The following is a 17,619-nucleotide window of genomic DNA, read 5'->3' as shown; positions in this document are numbered from 1 at the left end:
AGACAGGACACAGAGAAGCAGGAATACTCTAAGAATGTACGTTTGTCTATATTTTTAGTAGCAGTTGTTGACATGCATTTCATATTAAATATGTTAGGGATTTTCATTGTTATACTATTCGTTTTCCTATGTTCACCTAATAAAAAACAAATAAAATGGAGACCAATCATTATTCTCATCATATTGGAGCTCTTTATTACATGGTTTATGTTAGGGACGAAGCTCGGCAGTATTATCATTAATAAAATTGCGTCATTTTTCAGTTGGCTACTAGCATGTGCGAATGAAGGTATTCGATTTGCATTTCCTTCAGCTATGGACAGTCCACACATTGATTTCTTCTTTAGCGCATTACTTCCTATCATTTTCGTTATTACTTTTTTCGATATTCTTTCTTATTTCGGAATCTTAACTTGGATTATTGATAAAGTAGGTGCAGTTATTTCAAAGATTTCTCGTTTACCAAAGTTAGAAAGCTTCTTTTCCATTCAAATGATGTTTTTAGGAAATACGGAAGCACTTGCAGTTGTTCGTGATCAATTATCTGTGTTAAAAGAAAATCGTTTGCTGACTTTTGGAATTATGAGTATGAGTAGCGTTAGCGGATCCATTCTTGGTGCTTATTTATCAATGGTCCCAGCAACATATATTTTCAGTGCTATTCCTTTAAACTGTATTAACGCATTAATTTTAGCCAATGTTTTAAACCCTGTAGAAGTCCCGAAAGAAGAAGATGTTGTTTATTCACCTTCCAAACATGAAAAAAAGGATTTCTTTTCTACTATTTCAAACAGTATGTTAGTCGGGATGAATATGGTTATCGTTATTTTAGCTATGGTAATTGGATATGTAGCTTTAACAGCATGTTTAAATGGGATTTTAGGATTTTTTGTAACGGGTTTAACAATTCAAAAAATCTTCTCCATTATCTTTAGTCCTTTTGCCTTTTTACTTGGTTTATCAGGAAAAGAAGCTATGTATGTAGCTGAATTAATGGGGATCAAAATAACTACGAATGAATTTGTGGCAATGATGGATTTAAAATCAAACTTAAAGTCTTTACAACCGCATACGGTTGCGGTTGCAACAACATTTCTAGCTTCTTTTGCTAACTTTAGTACAGTGGGTATGATTTATGGAACTTACAATTCATTATTTGGCGGCGAAAAATCATCAGTCATCGGGAAAAATGTTTGGAAGCTTCTTGTGAGCGGAATGGCAGTTTCCCTATTAAGCGCTATGCTCGTTGGACTATTTGTATGGTAAATAATTTTTAAAATAAAAGACACCCAAGCCAATTGAGTGTCTTTTATTATTATTTTCGAATTTGCCCATTTCCACGAATCACATATTTTGTAGAAGTTAATGCAGGAAGCCCCATTGGTCCCCTTACGTGTAACTTTTGTGTACTGATGCCAATTTCTGCTCCAAATCCAAATTCAGATCCATCAGTAAAACGAGTTGATGCATTATGATACAGTGCAGCCGCATCAACAGAAGTGAAAAATTTGCTGACATTTTCCTCGTCCTCTGTAATAATCGCTTCAGAATGCATAGATCCATACGTATTTATGTGATGAATCGCTTCTTCTATAGAAGAAACTACTTTAACTGCCAATGTGAGAGATAAAAATTCTGTCCCCCAGTCTTCCTCTGAAGCAAGTACAATTGATGAATCAATTGTACTTGCTTTTTGATCACCACGTAGCTCCACGCCTCTTTCCTTCAAAGTAGAAAACAACTCGCTACCATATTGCTGCGCCCACTTCTCATGAAGTACAATCGTTTCAATTGCATTACACACAGATGGACGCTGCGTTTTTGCATTTATAATAATATCAATTGCCATTTGCGTATTCGCTGTTTCATCAATGAAAATATGACAATTTCCCGCACCTGTTTCAAGTACTGGAACAGACGCTTCTCTCACAACAGTATCGATTAATTGTTTGCCACCTCTTGGAATGAGAACGTCTAGGTAATCATTCATTGTAAACAACTGCTTTGCGCTATCTCGCGTTGTATCTTCTATAAGCTGTACGCTTTCTTGAGGTAAGCTTGTTTGTTTGAGCGCCCTGTGAATAACGGCAACGATTGCTTTATTAGAATGAATAGCAGAAGAACTACCGCGTAATATTACTGCGTTTCCTGTTTTCAAACAAATTGTAGCAGCATCCACCGTCACATTCGGTCTTGCCTCGTAAATCATCCCGACAACACCAAGTGGTACGCGCATCTCCTGAATAGATAGTCCATTTGGTCGTTCCCATGCACTTACACATTCTCCAATAGGATCACGTAAATCAATCAACTGCTTAATTCCCTCTGTCATATCAACAATACGCTGTTCATTCAGCATAAGGCGATCAAGAAGCGCATCAGTAAATCCTTTCGCCTTCCCTTCTTCAATATCACGTTTGTTTTCCTCTAAAATATAAGCTGTTTCTGCTATTAACTGATCAGCAACCATAGCAAGTGCTTCATTTTTTTGATCTGTAGATTTAAGCACAAGTTCTCTAGCAACCTCTTTCGCTTTTTTCCCTTTTGCCAACACTTCATTCATTTTTGTTTCCTCCTTTTTAAGTTCAAATTAATCTCTAATCTTAAAATGAAACCCAATGGTCCCTATGGATGACTTCATAATTATTTCTGTCGCCTCTTGCTTGAATATCTTGGCTTTGCATACCTTTTACTTCCCTTAGTTCCTCTGCACTATATGTGCATTGTCCTTTTCCTATTACGCGCCCTTGTTGCGTTACAACCTCTACAACTTCACCCACTTGGAAAAATCCTGACACATTCGTAACACCAGCAGGAAGAAGACTTTTTCCTTGCTGAATGATAGCTGTAGCTGCTCCGGCGTCTACTTCTATTTGTCCGCTAACAAGTGAATGTAAAGCAATCCATTGCTTGTTCATCTTCATTTCTTTTTCAGGAGCATTTCCGACATACGTTCCATCACCTTTGCCCTTCAAAACATCTACAAACTTCTCTTGTCCACGTCCTGTTCCGATAAATACACTCGCGCCAAGAGAGAGTGCTGTCTTTGCCGCATCAATTTTTGATTTCATACCGCCAGTCCCAAGTTTTGATCCGGCATCTCCTGCAAGAGAAGCGATTTCTTCCGTAACTTCTGGAAGGAAATAATATTTCTTCGCATCTGCATGCTTCTGAGGATTTTTATCATATAAACCGTTCACATCCGTAAAAATCATAAGCATATCCGCCGACACCAGTCCGCTTACTAAAGCTGACAGCATATCATTATCACCGAACGTCAGCTCCTCTAAAGAAATGGAATCATTTTCATTGATGATAGGAAGCGCAGAACGGTTTAGTAGCTCTCCTAAAGTAGCGTAAGCGTTACTATATTGTTCTTTTCTAGAAAAATCACTTCTCGTCAGCAATAGTTGCGCAGTAACGATACCATATTTACGGAATTCCTCCGTGTACGCCTGCATTAATAAACTTTGTCCGACCGCTGCTGCAGCCTGTTTTCCTTTAATTGTTACAGGTCTACTAGGATAGCCTAGGGCAGAAAAACCTGCGGCGACAGCCCCAGATGTAATTAACAAAACTTCATGCCCTTCTTCTTTCAATCGAGCCAATGCGGCGACGTGATCTGAAATCTGTTTTTTAGAAATTCCTCCATGACTATCTGCCAAGGAACTACTCCCAATCTTTACAACAATTCGTTGTTTTTTCATTTTTGTACCCCCAAAGTCTAAAATCAAAGTTTTTAATAAATTGCACTTTTCTACATACAGCTTGCAGCTATGTCTACCTTCTTCAATACTGCATCTCTCGTATGAAAGGGCAAAATAAAAATGACCGCTTCGCCCTTAATAAAATAAAAAGGACGAAACGGTCATTGTTCCGCGGTACCACCTTAATTGATATACATAGATATCCACTTGGTGCCTATAACGCAGGCGAACGCCTAAACTTTCATTTAAGACTCAGGGATAGGTTCGATATATTCTATACGAGGAATCTTTCAGCCGGTGAATTCCACTCTCTTTCGCAAGAAGACATATGTACTATTTCCCTTCAACGATTTTCGGTTTAATTTTTTTATATTATGCGATATAGTTTGATTCGGTGTCAAGAGGTATTTTAAAAATAAATAGAGCAGCAAGTTACTTGTATGAAATTATTGCCCTACTGAATGAAAATACAATTGGATATAAGTTTAACTTAGATTCATAAATATAAAAACTGAAATTACAGTGTATATATTTGCATAATGTCGAATATAATATTTTTTATTTTTTGGTGTTGCAAAAAGGAATATATTCTCTTAGAATGTTTCTTTATATTGCATGGAGATGTTATTGTTATTCTAAGATAACAATTTCAAAATGATATAATTTATTATAAAAGGAGCAAAATTGAATTATTATGGATAAACAAATTGGATTCATCGGATGCGGAAATATGGGGATGGCTATCATCGGCGGGATGCTAAACAAAAATATAGTGTCTTCAAGTAACATCATTTGTTCAGATTTAAACACTACGAATTTAAAGACTTCTAGTGAACAATATGGAATAACTACCACTACTGACAACAATGAAGTAGCTAAAAATGCTGATATTTTGATTTTATCCATCAAACCTGACCTGTATTCATCAGTAATTAACGAAGTGAAAGAGCAAATAAAAGACGATGCTATAGTCGTAACGATTGCTGCCGGAAAAAGCATAAAAAGTACTGAGGATGCCTTTGGTAAAAAGGTAAAGGTTATACGAGTCATGCCTAATACACCTGCTCTTGTTGGTGAAGGAATGTCTGCGTTATGTCCTAATGAAATAGTGACAGAAAAAGATTTAGAGGATGTACTTAACATATTCAATAGCTTTGGTCAAACAGAGATCGTAAGCGAAAAATTAATGGATGTTGTAACATCTGTAAGTGGCTCTTCACCAGCTTACGTATATATGATTATAGAAGCGATGGCAGATGCTGCTGTACTAGATGGTATGCCAAGAAATCAAGCCTATAAATTCGCAGCTCAAGCTGTATTAGGCTCTGCAAAAATGGTGCTTGAAACTGGAATACATCCAGGTGCCTTGAAAGATATGGTTTGTTCTCCTGGCGGAACGACTATAGAAGCTGTAGCAGTATTAGAGGAAAAAGGTTTACGAACAGCCATCATTTCAGCTATGCAACGTTGTACACAAAAGTCTGTTGAACTATCTAATCCAACTAAAAAATAAAAACTAACCTTACATCTTTTTGACTCTATACACATTTGGTTTACATACTCCGCCGTTGTTACTAAAAGTAAAATGGACAAACTCATAAGTAACTACGTTTGTCCGTTTTACTTTTTATTATATTAAAATAATTTTGTTCATTTCTACTTACATCTTCTTTTTGCCTACTAGTTTTATGTCTTACCCATTACTAACAGAACACCCTATATTGGCTTAAGAAATTACACAACAGAATCTTTCAGTTGCAATCCTTCCCCTCTTATAGAGGCCTTACTATGATTGTTTAATTTTATTAGGAACAAGTAATTTTTCAATACATATCGGTAACATATCTAATAGCGTTTCAAATGCGTAATTTACGTCCAAACGCTCTGTCCATTGGTGTGCATCTTTTCCTACTGGTCCCATATTTAATACTGGAACATCAAACTCTTCTAGTTCCTTTAGTGGAATCGAATAGCCTTTATCCCATAATGGCATATTGTCTACAAGAGAACTCATTGAATCTAGTGGGTACTGCAGACCGACATAGCTCAAATCTGAAATTCCACCGAAATAATTTTGATTTTCAAATGTAATGCTATGATTATAGTGAGCATACTTTTCCATTTCTTCAACTACTTCTTTAATTAAAGGATTGTTGCGCGAACTTACAGCTGGGTAGTACGGCGGTGCAAAGAATTGCACGATCATCGGTGCTTTTTCTTTACATAATATAGCTAATTTATCTACTAAATCAATCGTTACCGCACGATCATCTTTATCTTCTCTATTTTTTATAATAGTAGATTGAATTTCATCTATTTTCTCTTTCCCATGTTGTTCAATTGCATACGCGATAAGCTCTTCATACGTTAATACATTTACTTTGAGATTAGGTGGTATGAACGGATTATATTTAGAAAAGCGATATGCATGTTTTTCATACGACTCTTCGATTTTCTCTGCTACTTTCGTTACTTTTTGACGTAATAGCGAAACTACATCCGTCATTGATTGTTCTAGTAAAAACAAGTTAAATAATGTGACTGCACGATGCGGAATTTGTACAGAATAATCCTCCTTTAAATCCCTTTGAAGCAAGTTAGTTGGCGGTGGACTCGCTTCTCCTTCTACAATATCACAAAGGTCTGTGTTCAATTCTAATTCTGCGGTTAATAATGCAGCCATATAACTCCCATTTAAGCCTGCAAAAGGTTCACCTACATGTGTCTCTTTTCCATAGCATAGGAAACCAGGTAACACTTTCCCAATAGAACCAGTATAAATATACTTATTTTGGTCACCAGGATGCCTTGAAAACATAGGCTCTGAATTAAGGACTGTTTTATAATCTAAGTCATGTTCTTTTGCTAAATCTAATAATCTCGGAACAGCAGCTCTCATCCCTACCGAGTTCACTTCTTCATCTGGAACAGCTAATAAAAGAACATTCCCATCAAATCTTCCTTCACAAGCTTGCTCAACCATTGCCATTTGTAATGCGAGGCCGCACTTCATGTCCATTGTTCCTCTGCCAAATAGCCAATCTCCTTGTTCTATATCTTCGCGTACATGATCTGGTAGCTCATCTTTATGAGCATAGAACATAGACGTTAACTTTTTAGGATTAAATGCATCTTCTTTCCACACTCCGTAATCTTGTACATCTACAACATCAAAATGACTAACAAGAATTACGGTATTTTTCGTACTATCACTTTTCTTTACTAACGCTGTAACAAAATACCGTCCATCCCCCGTCGGATTTTTTTGTAAATGATGCGGATTTTCTTTGAAGTATTGTAAATCAGATAATTGTTCTACAACAAAGTCTGGCAATATTACTTCAGCTTCTGAACCTGTAATACTAGGAATTTCAACAAGATTACTTAATAATTGCACCAATTGCTCTTTTGATTGCCACTTTGACATATAAATCCCCCTATTTTTCCGCATTATGAAAATCAATTCCAATATATGAATAAAAAATGACGACAGCTATCAAAATTATAGTTTTGATGTACTGCCGATTTTTATTGAAATCTCATGGGCTGCTTGTTTTACATTACGAATAAGAAAAGATAATCGATCATCATTGATGCGATGACTAATTAATCCAATACTTAATGCTCCTACTACTTTATGATTAAAACCTATAATAGGTGCAGCTACTGAAGCTGTCCCTTCTGTTTTTTCACCATAACTCACCGCATATCCTTCATTTCTTATTTGCTCTATTTGATCTAAAAGAATTTGCTTTTGTTCTGGTAAAGAAGAAAGTAGCTGTTCTACAATGGACTCCATTTCATTCTGTTTCATATTGGCAAGCATTGTTTTGTTTGCAGCGCCAATAGAGAGAGGAATTTGTTCCCCTAAGTTATCGATAACTCGAATTTTTAAAGGACTATCAATTCTTTCAATGATAATAGAATGTGTTCCGTTTGGAATGTTCAAATAAACACTTTCTTCCACTTCAAAGGCCAAACGCTTCATCACTTCTCTTGCAACAGATCTGTAATCTACCTTCTCCAATTGACGTAATCCTATTTCCATCCACATTGGCCCAATTTTGTACTGTTTTGTTTCTGAAATTTGCGCAACTAACCCATGCTCGATTAGAGAGTTAAGTAACCTATGTACTGTACTAACCGGGAGATGTGTTCTATCCGCTATATCAGAAATAGCCCAATATTCTTTTTCATTCGTAGAATTTAACAACTTTATAATACTTATCGCTCGATCAATGGACTGTACCATAACTCACCTCAACTTGACTTGTAATATGTTAGTACGCTCAATTCACTATCAATTTAACAAAAATTCAAAGTGAAATCAATCCATTTATTCAATTTTCTAAAAATAAAAATATACCGCCGATAATATTTTGAAAGCGGAAACAAAAAAATATTGACATTTCTTTTTAATTATCTGAAAATTATAACAAGATTTCACATCACGGAATACATTCCATAATACGGAAAAACATCGATTTTCATACTACCAACTACGAAAGTGAGGAAAACAATGACGCAAGTAAACAATACAAACAATGAATTAAAACGTACGATGAAAAGTAGACATTTATTCATGATTGCACTCGGTGGTGTGATTGGAACGGGGTTATTTAACGGATCTGGTTATATTATAAGTCAAGCTGGACCTGGTGGATCCGTACTTGCCTTTATGGCCGGTGGATTATTAATGTATCTCGTTATGCTATGTCTTGGTGAGCTTGCTGTGGCCATGCCTGTTTCAGGTTCTTTCCAGGAATATGCAACCAAATTTATTAACCCTGCAACTGGGTTTACAATCGGATGGTTGTATTGGTTAAGCTGGGCGAACACGACTGGGCTTGAATTTACAACTGCTGGCATTACAATGCAGCGCTGGTTTCCTGATATTCCTGTCTGGGTTTGGTGTTTAATATTTGGTGTTACAATATTCACGATTAACGCATTATCTGCTCGTAGTTATGCAGAAACAGAATTTTGGTTTTCAAGTATAAAAGTATCTGCCATTATCGCTTTTATTATTCTTGGCGGCGCCGCTATGTTCGGTTTTATTGATTTAAAAGGTGACGAACCCGCTCCGCTATTATCAAATTTCGTAAATCATGGTGGTTTATTCCCAAATGGACTTGCCGCTATTCTTTTAACAATGGTTACAGTCAATTATTCCTTCCAAGGTACAGAACTTGTTGGAATCGCAGCAGGTGAAAGTGAAGATCCAGCAAAGACTTTACCTCGTTCTATTAGAAATATTATTTGGCGCACGATGTTTTTCTTCGTCTTAGCAATCTTTGTTCTTGTTGCTTTAATTCCTTGGGAAGAAGCAGGATTAACGAAGAGCCCATTTGTTGCTGTTTTTGATAATATCGGTATTCCGTATGCAGCTGACATTATGAACTTTGTTATTCTTACTGCTGTTCTTTCTGTCGCAAATTCAGGATTGTACGCCGCAACTCGAATGCTTTGGTCGTTATCCCAAAACGAAATGGCTCCAGCCTTTTTAAAGAAGTTATCATCACGAGGAATACCTTTAAACGCTTTAATCTTGACGATCGCTATTTCTGGCTTTTCTCTTTTGACAAGCGTTGTAGCTGCTGAAACAGTTTACTTATGGCTTATTTCAATTTCCGGAGTCATTACAATCATTGTTTGGATGTCGATTTGTGTTTCTCAATTCTTTTTCCGGAAACATTATTTAGCTGAGGGCGGAAAATTAGAGGACTTAAAATTCAAGACTCCGCTTTATCCCCTTGTACCAATTCTTGGTTTTGGATTGTACGGCATTATCTTAATAAGTCTTATCTTTATCCCAGATCAAAGACTAGGAATCTATTGCACTGTACCATTTATTATCTTTTGTTACACCTACTATCACTTTAAGGTTAAGAAAAGGATTGCTACTAACGCGAAAACCGAAACTAAAATTAGCAAAACTATGTAATGCAATACCTATACATAAAAGACCGCACATGGCTTTTACTTCATGTGCGGTCTTTTATTGCTATACTCCTCGGCTTGGATGGCAAGTTTTGCAAAGGATAATGTCATTTTCCATAGTATAGAAAACACTACAATGCTAGTAATGGTAATGTTTCACTTTTTATAAGTGAATGATTTCCCTTACGATTACTGTTTTGATATATTGAATATATATTGCTTAAAAATTTGAAAATAGACAGGAGTTATGTACGATGATAAAAGGTTTCGGGGGAATATTTTGGAGAACTAAAAATATTGATGTTGTAAAAAAATGGTACAGTGATGTATTGAAGATCGACATAGAAAATTGGAATGGGACTATAATTAAACCGGAACTAGGAAGTGAAACTATTTTTTCTTTCTTTACCGAAAATGATAGTTATTTTCCAACAGAACAACAAGTGATGTTAAATTTCCAAGTACATAATTTAAATGAGACTATACAACATCTTGACCATATTGGTGTACCTCTTGAAAAGAAAGAAGAAGTTAGTGAATTTGGAAAGTTTATTTGGATTAAAGACCCAGAAGGCCGACTAATTGAGCTTTGGGAGAAATAGAGAGTTATCATTATTTGCTAGTAAGCTAACTGGTGTTTTCATGCAACAACAAAGTAAATACAAAAGCCAATTCCGTAACTCCATAGGAATCGGCTTTTATATTCAAACGTCTTACCTTCGTTGTAAACTCTGATTTTACCTCATCGTCATCAATCGAATGACCTATTTTGTTTACATAATATATTTATTGTATCTTTTATACATACGATCATTTCAACCTCTCCTTAATATCCGTCATATACATTTAAAGAAAAACTCCCCTTAAATCAAAATGATTAAGGGGAGTCTTATATACGATGAAATTATAGTTCCGATTTCACCCGAACAGAAACATTATTTTTAATTATATTTTTGACATCTTTAAAGCTAACAAAATTGTTACTTTTCTCATCCCAAAGACGGAAACGGAGTGATTGTAAACTTGTAGCAAGAGTAATTGTTGGTACATTTTTTAAAGGAAGCGTATTGTTGTGTGCCTCTTCTAACTTATAGTTAGGTACTCTTGGGCTTAGATGGTGAACATGATGAAACCCAATATTACCAGTTAGAAATTGCAAGATTTTTGGAAGTTTATAAAACGAACTTCCTTCTACTGCTGCTTTCACATATTCCCACTCTTTATCTTCTTCAAAATAAGAATCCTCGAATGTGTGCTGTACGTAAAACAACCAAATACCTACTGAACCTGCTATTAAGAATATAGTACCATGTACTAACAGAAACGATTGCCATCCAATTGCCCAGCAAAGTATAGATACTACAGCAACGATTATAATATTCGTCAAATAAGTATTCATACGTTCTTTCTGTCTAGCACCTTTTCGATTAAATCTATTTTTAAGCAAGAAAACATAAATCGGACCTAATCCAAACATGACGAATGGATTGCGATATAAACGATATGCTAAACGAAGTCTAAATGGCGCAGCTACATATTCATCCACTGTAAGCGTCCAAATATCTCCTGTACCTCGCTTATCCAAATTACCACTTGTAGCATGATGAATCGCATGCTCATGCCCCCATTGATCAAACGGGAATAAAGTTAACACACCCATACATGTCCCAACTATTCTATTTGCACGGCGACTTTTAAAGAATGAATAATGGGTGCAATCATGAAAAATAATGAAAATCCTTGTCATAAACCCAGCTGCTAACAGTGATGGAACTAATGATAACCAATAAGAAACAGACAAACTTTTATAAGCAAGGTACCATAAAATAAGAAATGGCACGACTGTGTTAATAAGTTGCCACACACTTTTTTTAATCGTTGATTTTTCATACGGAGCAACTTGTTTTTTTAAATTTTTAGTATTTTCTAATGTCATTTTCTCTAATTCCTTTCCTTTTTGTTGCTAGTTCATATTATAGCATACTATTAGTAGTAGGTGTTAAGTCTAGATATAAAAAATATTACATACTATGAAAATCTATTTTTTCTTCTCATTACTTATGTCCAAAATAGCACTTTTAATAGGATTGAAGGAGCATTTCTCCAAGAAAATTCGAGTTTTTTCCAATAAATACATAAAAAAATAGAGCTTTTTCACTTCTATGTACCTTTTTTCTTTAAATAGTAAAGAGATATTTTTTCAATTTGTATTTATATAGTAATCTATTTTTCACAATAAGAATAGAGCTGCTACAAGTCAGTTTCAACGACTTATAGCAGCTCCTCTTCGTTTCATATTATTTTATCGATGAAGCCAAACAGCACCTGCAGACTTGTCTTCAGCTTGGCCTACTACTTCAAACTTAAGTCCTAATTTCGGCAACTTACGTCCTGCATCTGGAATTAGGCTGTTGATGTATTGCTTAGAATCATCAAATTTTGCAACGCCTGGTAATCCTTTATAGTCAAAAATACCGCGAGTTGGTGAATCTACTCTCCATGCTGGCGTTTGATCAAACGAGAATGCCGCATCGGCAATTTGATAACGTGTACTGCTCTTCACAGTCGGTTTTCCGTTTAATGTCCCTACGATTGCCTCTGGATGAGAATCTACTACTCCTAGGAATCCTTCGCCTGGATGAACCCCTACCCAGTTATCTGTAAAGCTTTGATCCGCATACCATACAACCATTCCTGTATTAAATACTGGACCACGCGCATGTTGTAACGCCGTGTCAGAACCAGCATAATTTCTCCACTCTACATAGTAGTTATTTTTTTTCTGTTCAAATCCATTTGACACAGTAAAACCTTTTAACGTCATTGCTGGTTGCCCTTCTGCATCATCAGAGAAAACAACTTTTCCATCTACAGTTAAAGCAGCATTATCTAATGCAAATCCTTTGTAAGCTACTGCAATATCTGTTATATATTCAAATTGCAGTTTTACTTTTTTCCCTTTGAATTTGCTTAAATCATATGACTTATCAACCCACTTACCATCAGTTGTATCCGCACCGCCTTTTACATCATTTTCGCCCATTCTGTCAATACGTGTCTTCGTTCCATCTTCCGCAATCGCATTTACATCAAGGAAATCATACTTCGCTTCAAGTTCGTAGAATGCTTTATAATCGAACTTAGCATCCGTTGCATTTGTTAAGTCAAATACTGGTGTCTCAAGTGTTGTATGAATGTCATTTCCTTTTGTACTGTAATAGAATTTCTTACCAAATGCCGATTCGATATTTTTTATATCTTTGTCCGGCAAGTTAACACGAATAATTCCTGGTCGTTTTGATTTTGTAGTACTTTGATCTAAATAAGTTGCAACGCCGATTCCCTTGCTCAGTTTATCATAATCTACTTCGAGGATATTCGCCCAGTTCCCCTTCATATTCTTTTGGAAAAACTCTTTGTTTTGTGGTGAGAAACTTGTTGGCTCTGTCCCTGCAATTTTTCCAGCCCAACTACCACCGCTCATAAGAGACCAAGACTCAACAGGTTCACCTTGTCCCGAGTACTTTGTATCATACTCATCCGGTAAGCCTAAATCGTGACCATACTCATGCGCAAACACACCAACTGCTCCGTCTTCAGGCTCGATTGTATAATCGTATGCAGCCATCTTTCCGCCCCAATTCGAAACAGAAGATTTTGTACCATCAATTGCATATGGCTTTGATCCAAGTTTTGAACGATGAGACCAAATCGCATCATCTTTCAATTTACCACCGCCGGCTTCTTGACCCACGCCAGCATGTACAACCATTAAATGATCAATAATACCATCTGGTTCATTTTTATTTCCATCACCATCTTGATCGTATTGATCAAATTGGTCATAATCTGCTAAATTAATCCCTTTTGCTACTGCTGCTTTTAATGCTTCTTTCACAAAATCACGTGGCCCTAAAGGACCTTTGTTATCATGACCAGTCCCCGCGTCCGCACCATAATCTGAAGCCTTCCCTGGAACAGTAAGCCATTCTGTTACAGTTCCATCAACTGTGTAGCTACCACCAGATTGTTCTTCATAATATTGTTTAAATGTGTTAATCTTTGATCCATCAAATAATGTAAATGGCTCATCACCAAATAACATTTTTTGATAATGTTCACGATTAAAGTCCTTAGAGTACATGTATCCTGGTTCTTGATCAATATTATTATGCTTAAAATCACTAAATTCTACGAGTAAAACAAGTACTTTATCTTTTCTAACTTCCCCATTGTATTCTTCTTGCTTCGCAGGTGTAGTAGGTACTTTTCCATTTAATTTTCCAGTGCTTAATCCTGCACCTTGTCCAGCTACCGGTCCTACTTCAGGTTGCTGCGCCTGTTCATTTTCTTTCATTTTTGCATCTTTTACTTTTTTCATAAAATCAGAAGCTTCTTGCGTAAGACTATCTCCTGTCAAAATTTCTTTCCCAGGGTTTTCACCTTTCTTTTTCTCAACATATTTTTCAACGGCCTTCGATGTCTCAGCTTGTGATGCAGATTGATCAATTACACCCCGTTGTTTTAGCGCTTCTGCTAAACGCTCATCCGGTATTAAATGCTCATCTATTGGTAGAGATGGTGTTGGTGTCTCTGCATACGCTGCATGACTTCCGAAAGCAAAACTACTACTTAGTACTGCCGCTGTTGCTAATACTGATAAAGGTTTTAACTTCTTATTCTTTTTCAATGCATTTCCTCCCCCGATTGTTGAGAATTATCGTTTTTTATCGATAAGAACATAATATTCGTTATAATGTGAATATTCAATATTTTATTGACACACAATTGTTGAGAAATATTTTTTATGCAATATGAAAGAAACAAGAAGATAGTAACCTATTACGGTGTAATATAAAAGCATTTATGATATAATACAAAAAATCGCTAACCACTTAGCCTATCAAGGATAAATGGTTAGCGATTTCTTAACGAGAATGCTTTATAAATAAATGAATTGCTTCTTCTGGTACATAGAACTTTCCATTACTTTCAACGACGACGCTTCCTAATTCATAATCTTTACCATCGATACGGATGATATTTTTATTAGCAAATAATTGAGCTTCCTCTTTATTTCGTTTTACTACGAGGGTCCAATTTGTTGTATCCGTTTTGTCAATCGTTACAATTGCACCAATTCTCTCAAAGGCTTCTTTACTCTCTACAAATAATTCATTCGTTAATTCTTCTAAGCTAAAGCCCATTGCTTTCGCCATTGTTTTCGCAATGTCCGTATTTTGGACTAAACCTTTTGGTTTTTGAGGTCCATAAGAGTATAAAAATACATCTTCACCTGTGTGACCACCTGTCGTAAAACCAATGTTTGCACGGTTAGCCAATAATGTAGTAAGTATCGGTCCTACATCATTTTTCTTTCGAGCTGCTTTTAACTTTTCTTTTTCTTCTTGCTTCAAATTGTCCAGACCATATAATGTAGCTACATCTCCTACATTTGATAAATCACTTTTTAGTTTATTTGTAGCACCTTCAAGTGTCATTTTTGCCTTTTTCAGTGGGTTTATGTAAGCTGCTACCGGGGTCGTCTTATATTCTTTTGTCGTATTCATATTGCCAATAGAAATTCCGCTGTTACCATGGTCAGCTACAGCGATGAGCAACGTATTCCCGTCTTTTCGAGCAAATTGTAACGCTTTTGCTACTGCTTCATCAAATGCCAATACATCACTAATCATCCCAATTGGGTCGTTCGCATGTGCTGCCCAATCAGGTTTACTTCCTTCTATAAATAAAAAGAATCCATCTTTATCTTTTGATAATGTATGAATTGCTTTTTCTGTCATTTGAGAAAGTGTTGGTTGCTCTGGGTTTGTTGCTTCACGATCCATATCGAACGCAAGTGCAGTATGAGAAAAAGAGCCCCAAATTTTATTTGATGTAGCGTTCAATAATGCTTCTTTCGTTTCAACAAAGTCGTATCCTTTGTTTTGAATCACTTTTACTAAATCTTCACCATCTTTTCGAATCCCACTACTTTTTACAGGTAGAAGTGATGCTTTTCCCCCACCTAATACGACATCTATATTTTGGTATACTTGCTGCTTTGCAAGTACTTCAAAATGCTTGCGATTCGCATGATGTGCTGAAAATCCGGCCGGAGTAGCATGCTGAATTTCAGATGTAGCAACAATTCCAGTAGCACGTCCAGTGCGTTTTGCTCCTTCTAAAACATTGGCAACTGGTCTCATCCAGTCCTCTTCTGTTACTGGCTTTACACTAGGTAAATTCACAACAGAAGGTAAGACGCCTACATATCCTGCATTCGATTTATTCCCTGTTGCTAATGCTGTAGCTGCTGGGGCTGAGTCTGTAATAGCTGATTCTGCTGAATAGGTGCGAACACCCCCTGTTACAATTTCATCTAACGCGAGCGGTGCCCCTTTATACAAGCGAGCCAATGTTGTCGCTGAAGAACTCGTTCCGTCCATAACCATCATGATTACATTTTTCGGCTGGTGCTCTCCTTTTTTTGTCTCAGCTTTTATCTCACTATCTTTCATTATTATTCCTGTCCCTAACATGCTTAAGGTTATCATGAGTCCTATTATCTTTTTACTACAATTCGACATAGCTGTCCCTCCATAGACTATTTCATCATTGTATGTATACAAGACGTTAATCTCCCGCCGTATTTATGTAAGTTTATAATAGTAATCCCCTATTATCTCGAAGCTAATAACAACTTGTTTCCTAAAAAATAAAAAAAACGATTATCCTGTAATTGAAAGGATAATCGTTTTTTATTTTTCATTTAATTGGAGAAACTTTAAAAATATAATCCCATAATTATTTTCTATAAAACAATTCGTTTCTCAGTTTCTAAGTCGAAATAATGAACTTTGTCCATGTTCAAAACTAAATCTATATTTGATTGACTTTTCACATCTAAAGAAGTATCCACACGTGCAACAAAAGATTGTCCATTTAGGCTGGAATATAGGTATGTTTCCGCCCCCATTAATTCTGCTACATCAATACATACCGTTACTTTTGCGTTATATGATAACGCCTCGGTTGCTTTTCCGTAATAAAAGTCTTCCGGACGTACTCCAATTATAATTTCTTTATTCGCATATCCGTTATTTCGCAAGCCCTTCATTTTCTCTTCTGGCACTTCAATTTTCCACTTATCAATTATAACTGTGGTATCTGTTAATACTCCTTTGAAAAAATTCATTCCAGGAGAGCCAATGAATCCTCCAACAAATACATTCTCAGGATTTTCATACACTTCTTTCGGTGTACCGACTTGTTGTACAATCCCATCTTTTAACACAACAAGGCGGGTTGCCATCGTCATAGCTTCTATTTGATCGTGCGTAACATACACAGTTGTTGTTTGCAGCTGCTTGTGTAATTTTGTAATCTCAGCACGCATTTGAACACGCAACTTCGCATCTAAGTTTGATAAAGGCTCGTCCATTAAAAATACCTTCGCATTTCGAACAATCGCCCTTCCTAAAGCGACACGTTGGCGTTGTCCACCTGAAAGTGCTTTTGGCTTTCGACTTAAATACTGATCAAGCCCAAGAATTTCCGCTGCATGTTGTACACGCTGGTCAATTTCTTCTTTACTATACTTTCGTAGTTTTAATCCAAATGCCATGTTTTCATAAACACTCATATGTGGATAAAGCGCGTAATTTTGAAATACCATTGCAATATCTCTATCTTTCGGTGTAACATCATTTACACGATTTCCATCAATATAAAAATCGCCCTCTGAAATCTCTTCAAGTCCTGCAATCATACGTAATGTTGTAGATTTCCCACACCCTGAAGGGCCAACCAAAACGATAAATTCTCCATCATTTACTTCTAGGTTAAAATCTTTTACGATTGTCACATCATGATCATATTTTTTGTAAATGTTTTTGAATGATAGTTGAGCCATAATATCCTCCTAGAAATTGAGCTGTTTTTATAGATACTCTTATTGAGAAAATTCGGT

The 17,619-nt window shown here is 36.1% G+C and carries 12 protein-coding genes and 1 other annotated feature; of the genes, 4 read left to right on the top strand and 8 right to left on the bottom strand.

The window, feature by feature from the left end; genetic code table 11:
- The first annotated feature begins 72 nt into the window (after positions 1 to 72).
- Positions 73 to 1,266 carry a nucleoside transporter C-terminal domain-containing protein gene (locus EUC40_RS12010; protein WP_156576936.1) on the top strand — a complete coding sequence of 398 codons (1,194 nt, stop codon included), beginning with the start codon at positions 73 to 75 and terminating at the stop codon, positions 1,264 to 1,266.
- A 49-nt stretch (positions 1,267 to 1,315) separates the two neighbouring features.
- Here EUC40_RS12010 and EUC40_RS12005 read toward each other — a convergent pair whose 3' ends face one another.
- On the bottom strand, positions 1,316 to 2,563 hold the full coding sequence (locus tag EUC40_RS12005; RefSeq protein WP_001006644.1) for a glutamate-5-semialdehyde dehydrogenase: 1,248 nt from the start codon (positions 2,561 to 2,563) through the stop codon (positions 1,316 to 1,318).
- Positions 2,564 to 2,603: 40 nt separating this feature from the next.
- Positions 2,604 to 3,707, bottom strand: a complete 1,104-nt coding sequence (proB, locus tag EUC40_RS12000) for a glutamate 5-kinase (protein WP_156575353.1) — start codon at positions 3,705 to 3,707, stop codon at positions 2,604 to 2,606.
- A 145-nt stretch (positions 3,708 to 3,852) separates the two neighbouring features.
- Positions 3,853 to 4,063 (bottom strand) — a binding site (T-box leader).
- 338 nt (positions 4,064 to 4,401) lie between these two features.
- Here proB and proC point away from each other — a divergent pair.
- The gene (gene proC, locus EUC40_RS11995; RefSeq protein ID WP_156575350.1) at positions 4,402 to 5,220 is read left to right on the top strand and encodes a pyrroline-5-carboxylate reductase; all 819 of its coding nucleotides are present in this window, start codon (positions 4,402 to 4,404) and stop codon (positions 5,218 to 5,220) included.
- A 273-nt stretch (positions 5,221 to 5,493) separates the two neighbouring features.
- Here the strand turns inward: proC and EUC40_RS11990 are convergent, their stop codons facing one another.
- Together EUC40_RS11990 and EUC40_RS11985 are read right to left on the bottom strand one after the other, a co-directional pair.
- Positions 5,494 to 7,158: a M20/M25/M40 family metallo-hydrolase gene (locus EUC40_RS11990; protein WP_116758525.1), complete on the bottom strand. Its 1,665-nt coding sequence runs from the start codon at positions 7,156 to 7,158 to the stop codon at positions 5,494 to 5,496.
- A 51-nt stretch (positions 7,159 to 7,209) separates the two neighbouring features.
- Positions 7,210 to 7,959, bottom strand: coding sequence for an IclR family transcriptional regulator (locus EUC40_RS11985; RefSeq protein ID WP_156575348.1), 750 nt, complete (start codon positions 7,957 to 7,959; stop codon positions 7,210 to 7,212).
- Positions 7,960 to 8,226: 267 nt separating this feature from the next.
- Between EUC40_RS11985 and EUC40_RS11980 the strand changes: the two genes are divergently transcribed.
- Together EUC40_RS11980 and EUC40_RS11975 are read left to right on the top strand one after the other, a co-directional pair.
- Positions 8,227 to 9,651, top strand: a complete 1,425-nt coding sequence (locus tag EUC40_RS11980) for an amino acid permease (RefSeq protein ID WP_071711820.1) — start codon at positions 8,227 to 8,229, stop codon at positions 9,649 to 9,651.
- A gap of 250 nt (positions 9,652 to 9,901) precedes the next feature.
- Entirely contained in the window at positions 9,902 to 10,249 is a 348-nt protein-coding gene (locus EUC40_RS11975) for a VOC family protein (RefSeq protein WP_156575346.1), read from the top strand.
- Positions 10,250 to 10,551: 302 nt separating this feature from the next.
- Here EUC40_RS11975 and desA read toward each other — a convergent pair whose 3' ends face one another.
- The 4 genes from desA to EUC40_RS11955 all read right to left on the bottom strand — a co-directional run bounded on the left by desA (position 10,552) and on the right by EUC40_RS11955 (position 17,562).
- On the bottom strand, positions 10,552 to 11,583 hold the full coding sequence (desA, locus tag EUC40_RS11970; protein WP_156575344.1) for a Delta(5) desaturase DesA: 1,032 nt from the start codon (positions 11,581 to 11,583) through the stop codon (positions 10,552 to 10,554).
- A 366-nt stretch (positions 11,584 to 11,949) separates the two neighbouring features.
- Complete coding sequence (locus tag EUC40_RS11965) at positions 11,950 to 14,337, bottom strand: immune inhibitor A domain-containing protein (RefSeq protein ID WP_071711818.1); 2,388 nt, start codon at positions 14,335 to 14,337, stop codon at positions 11,950 to 11,952.
- Positions 14,338 to 14,575: 238 nt separating this feature from the next.
- Positions 14,576 to 16,237 (bottom strand): alkaline phosphatase, encoded by a 1,662-nt coding sequence (locus tag EUC40_RS11960; protein WP_156575342.1) that lies wholly within the window; start codon positions 16,235 to 16,237, stop codon positions 14,576 to 14,578.
- Between the two features lie 224 nt (positions 16,238 to 16,461).
- A complete protein-coding gene (locus tag EUC40_RS11955) occupies positions 16,462 to 17,562 on the bottom strand; it encodes an ABC transporter ATP-binding protein (RefSeq protein WP_156575340.1) in 1,101 nt (366 codons plus the stop codon).
- Positions 17,563 to 17,619: the final 57 nt, after the last annotated feature.

Source organism: Bacillus luti (assembly GCF_009739945.1).
In the GTDB taxonomy this organism is placed as follows: Bacteria; Bacillota; Bacilli; order Bacillales; family Bacillaceae_G; genus Bacillus_A; species Bacillus_A luti.
This window is presented reverse-complemented; position numbering and strand designations above follow the sequence as displayed.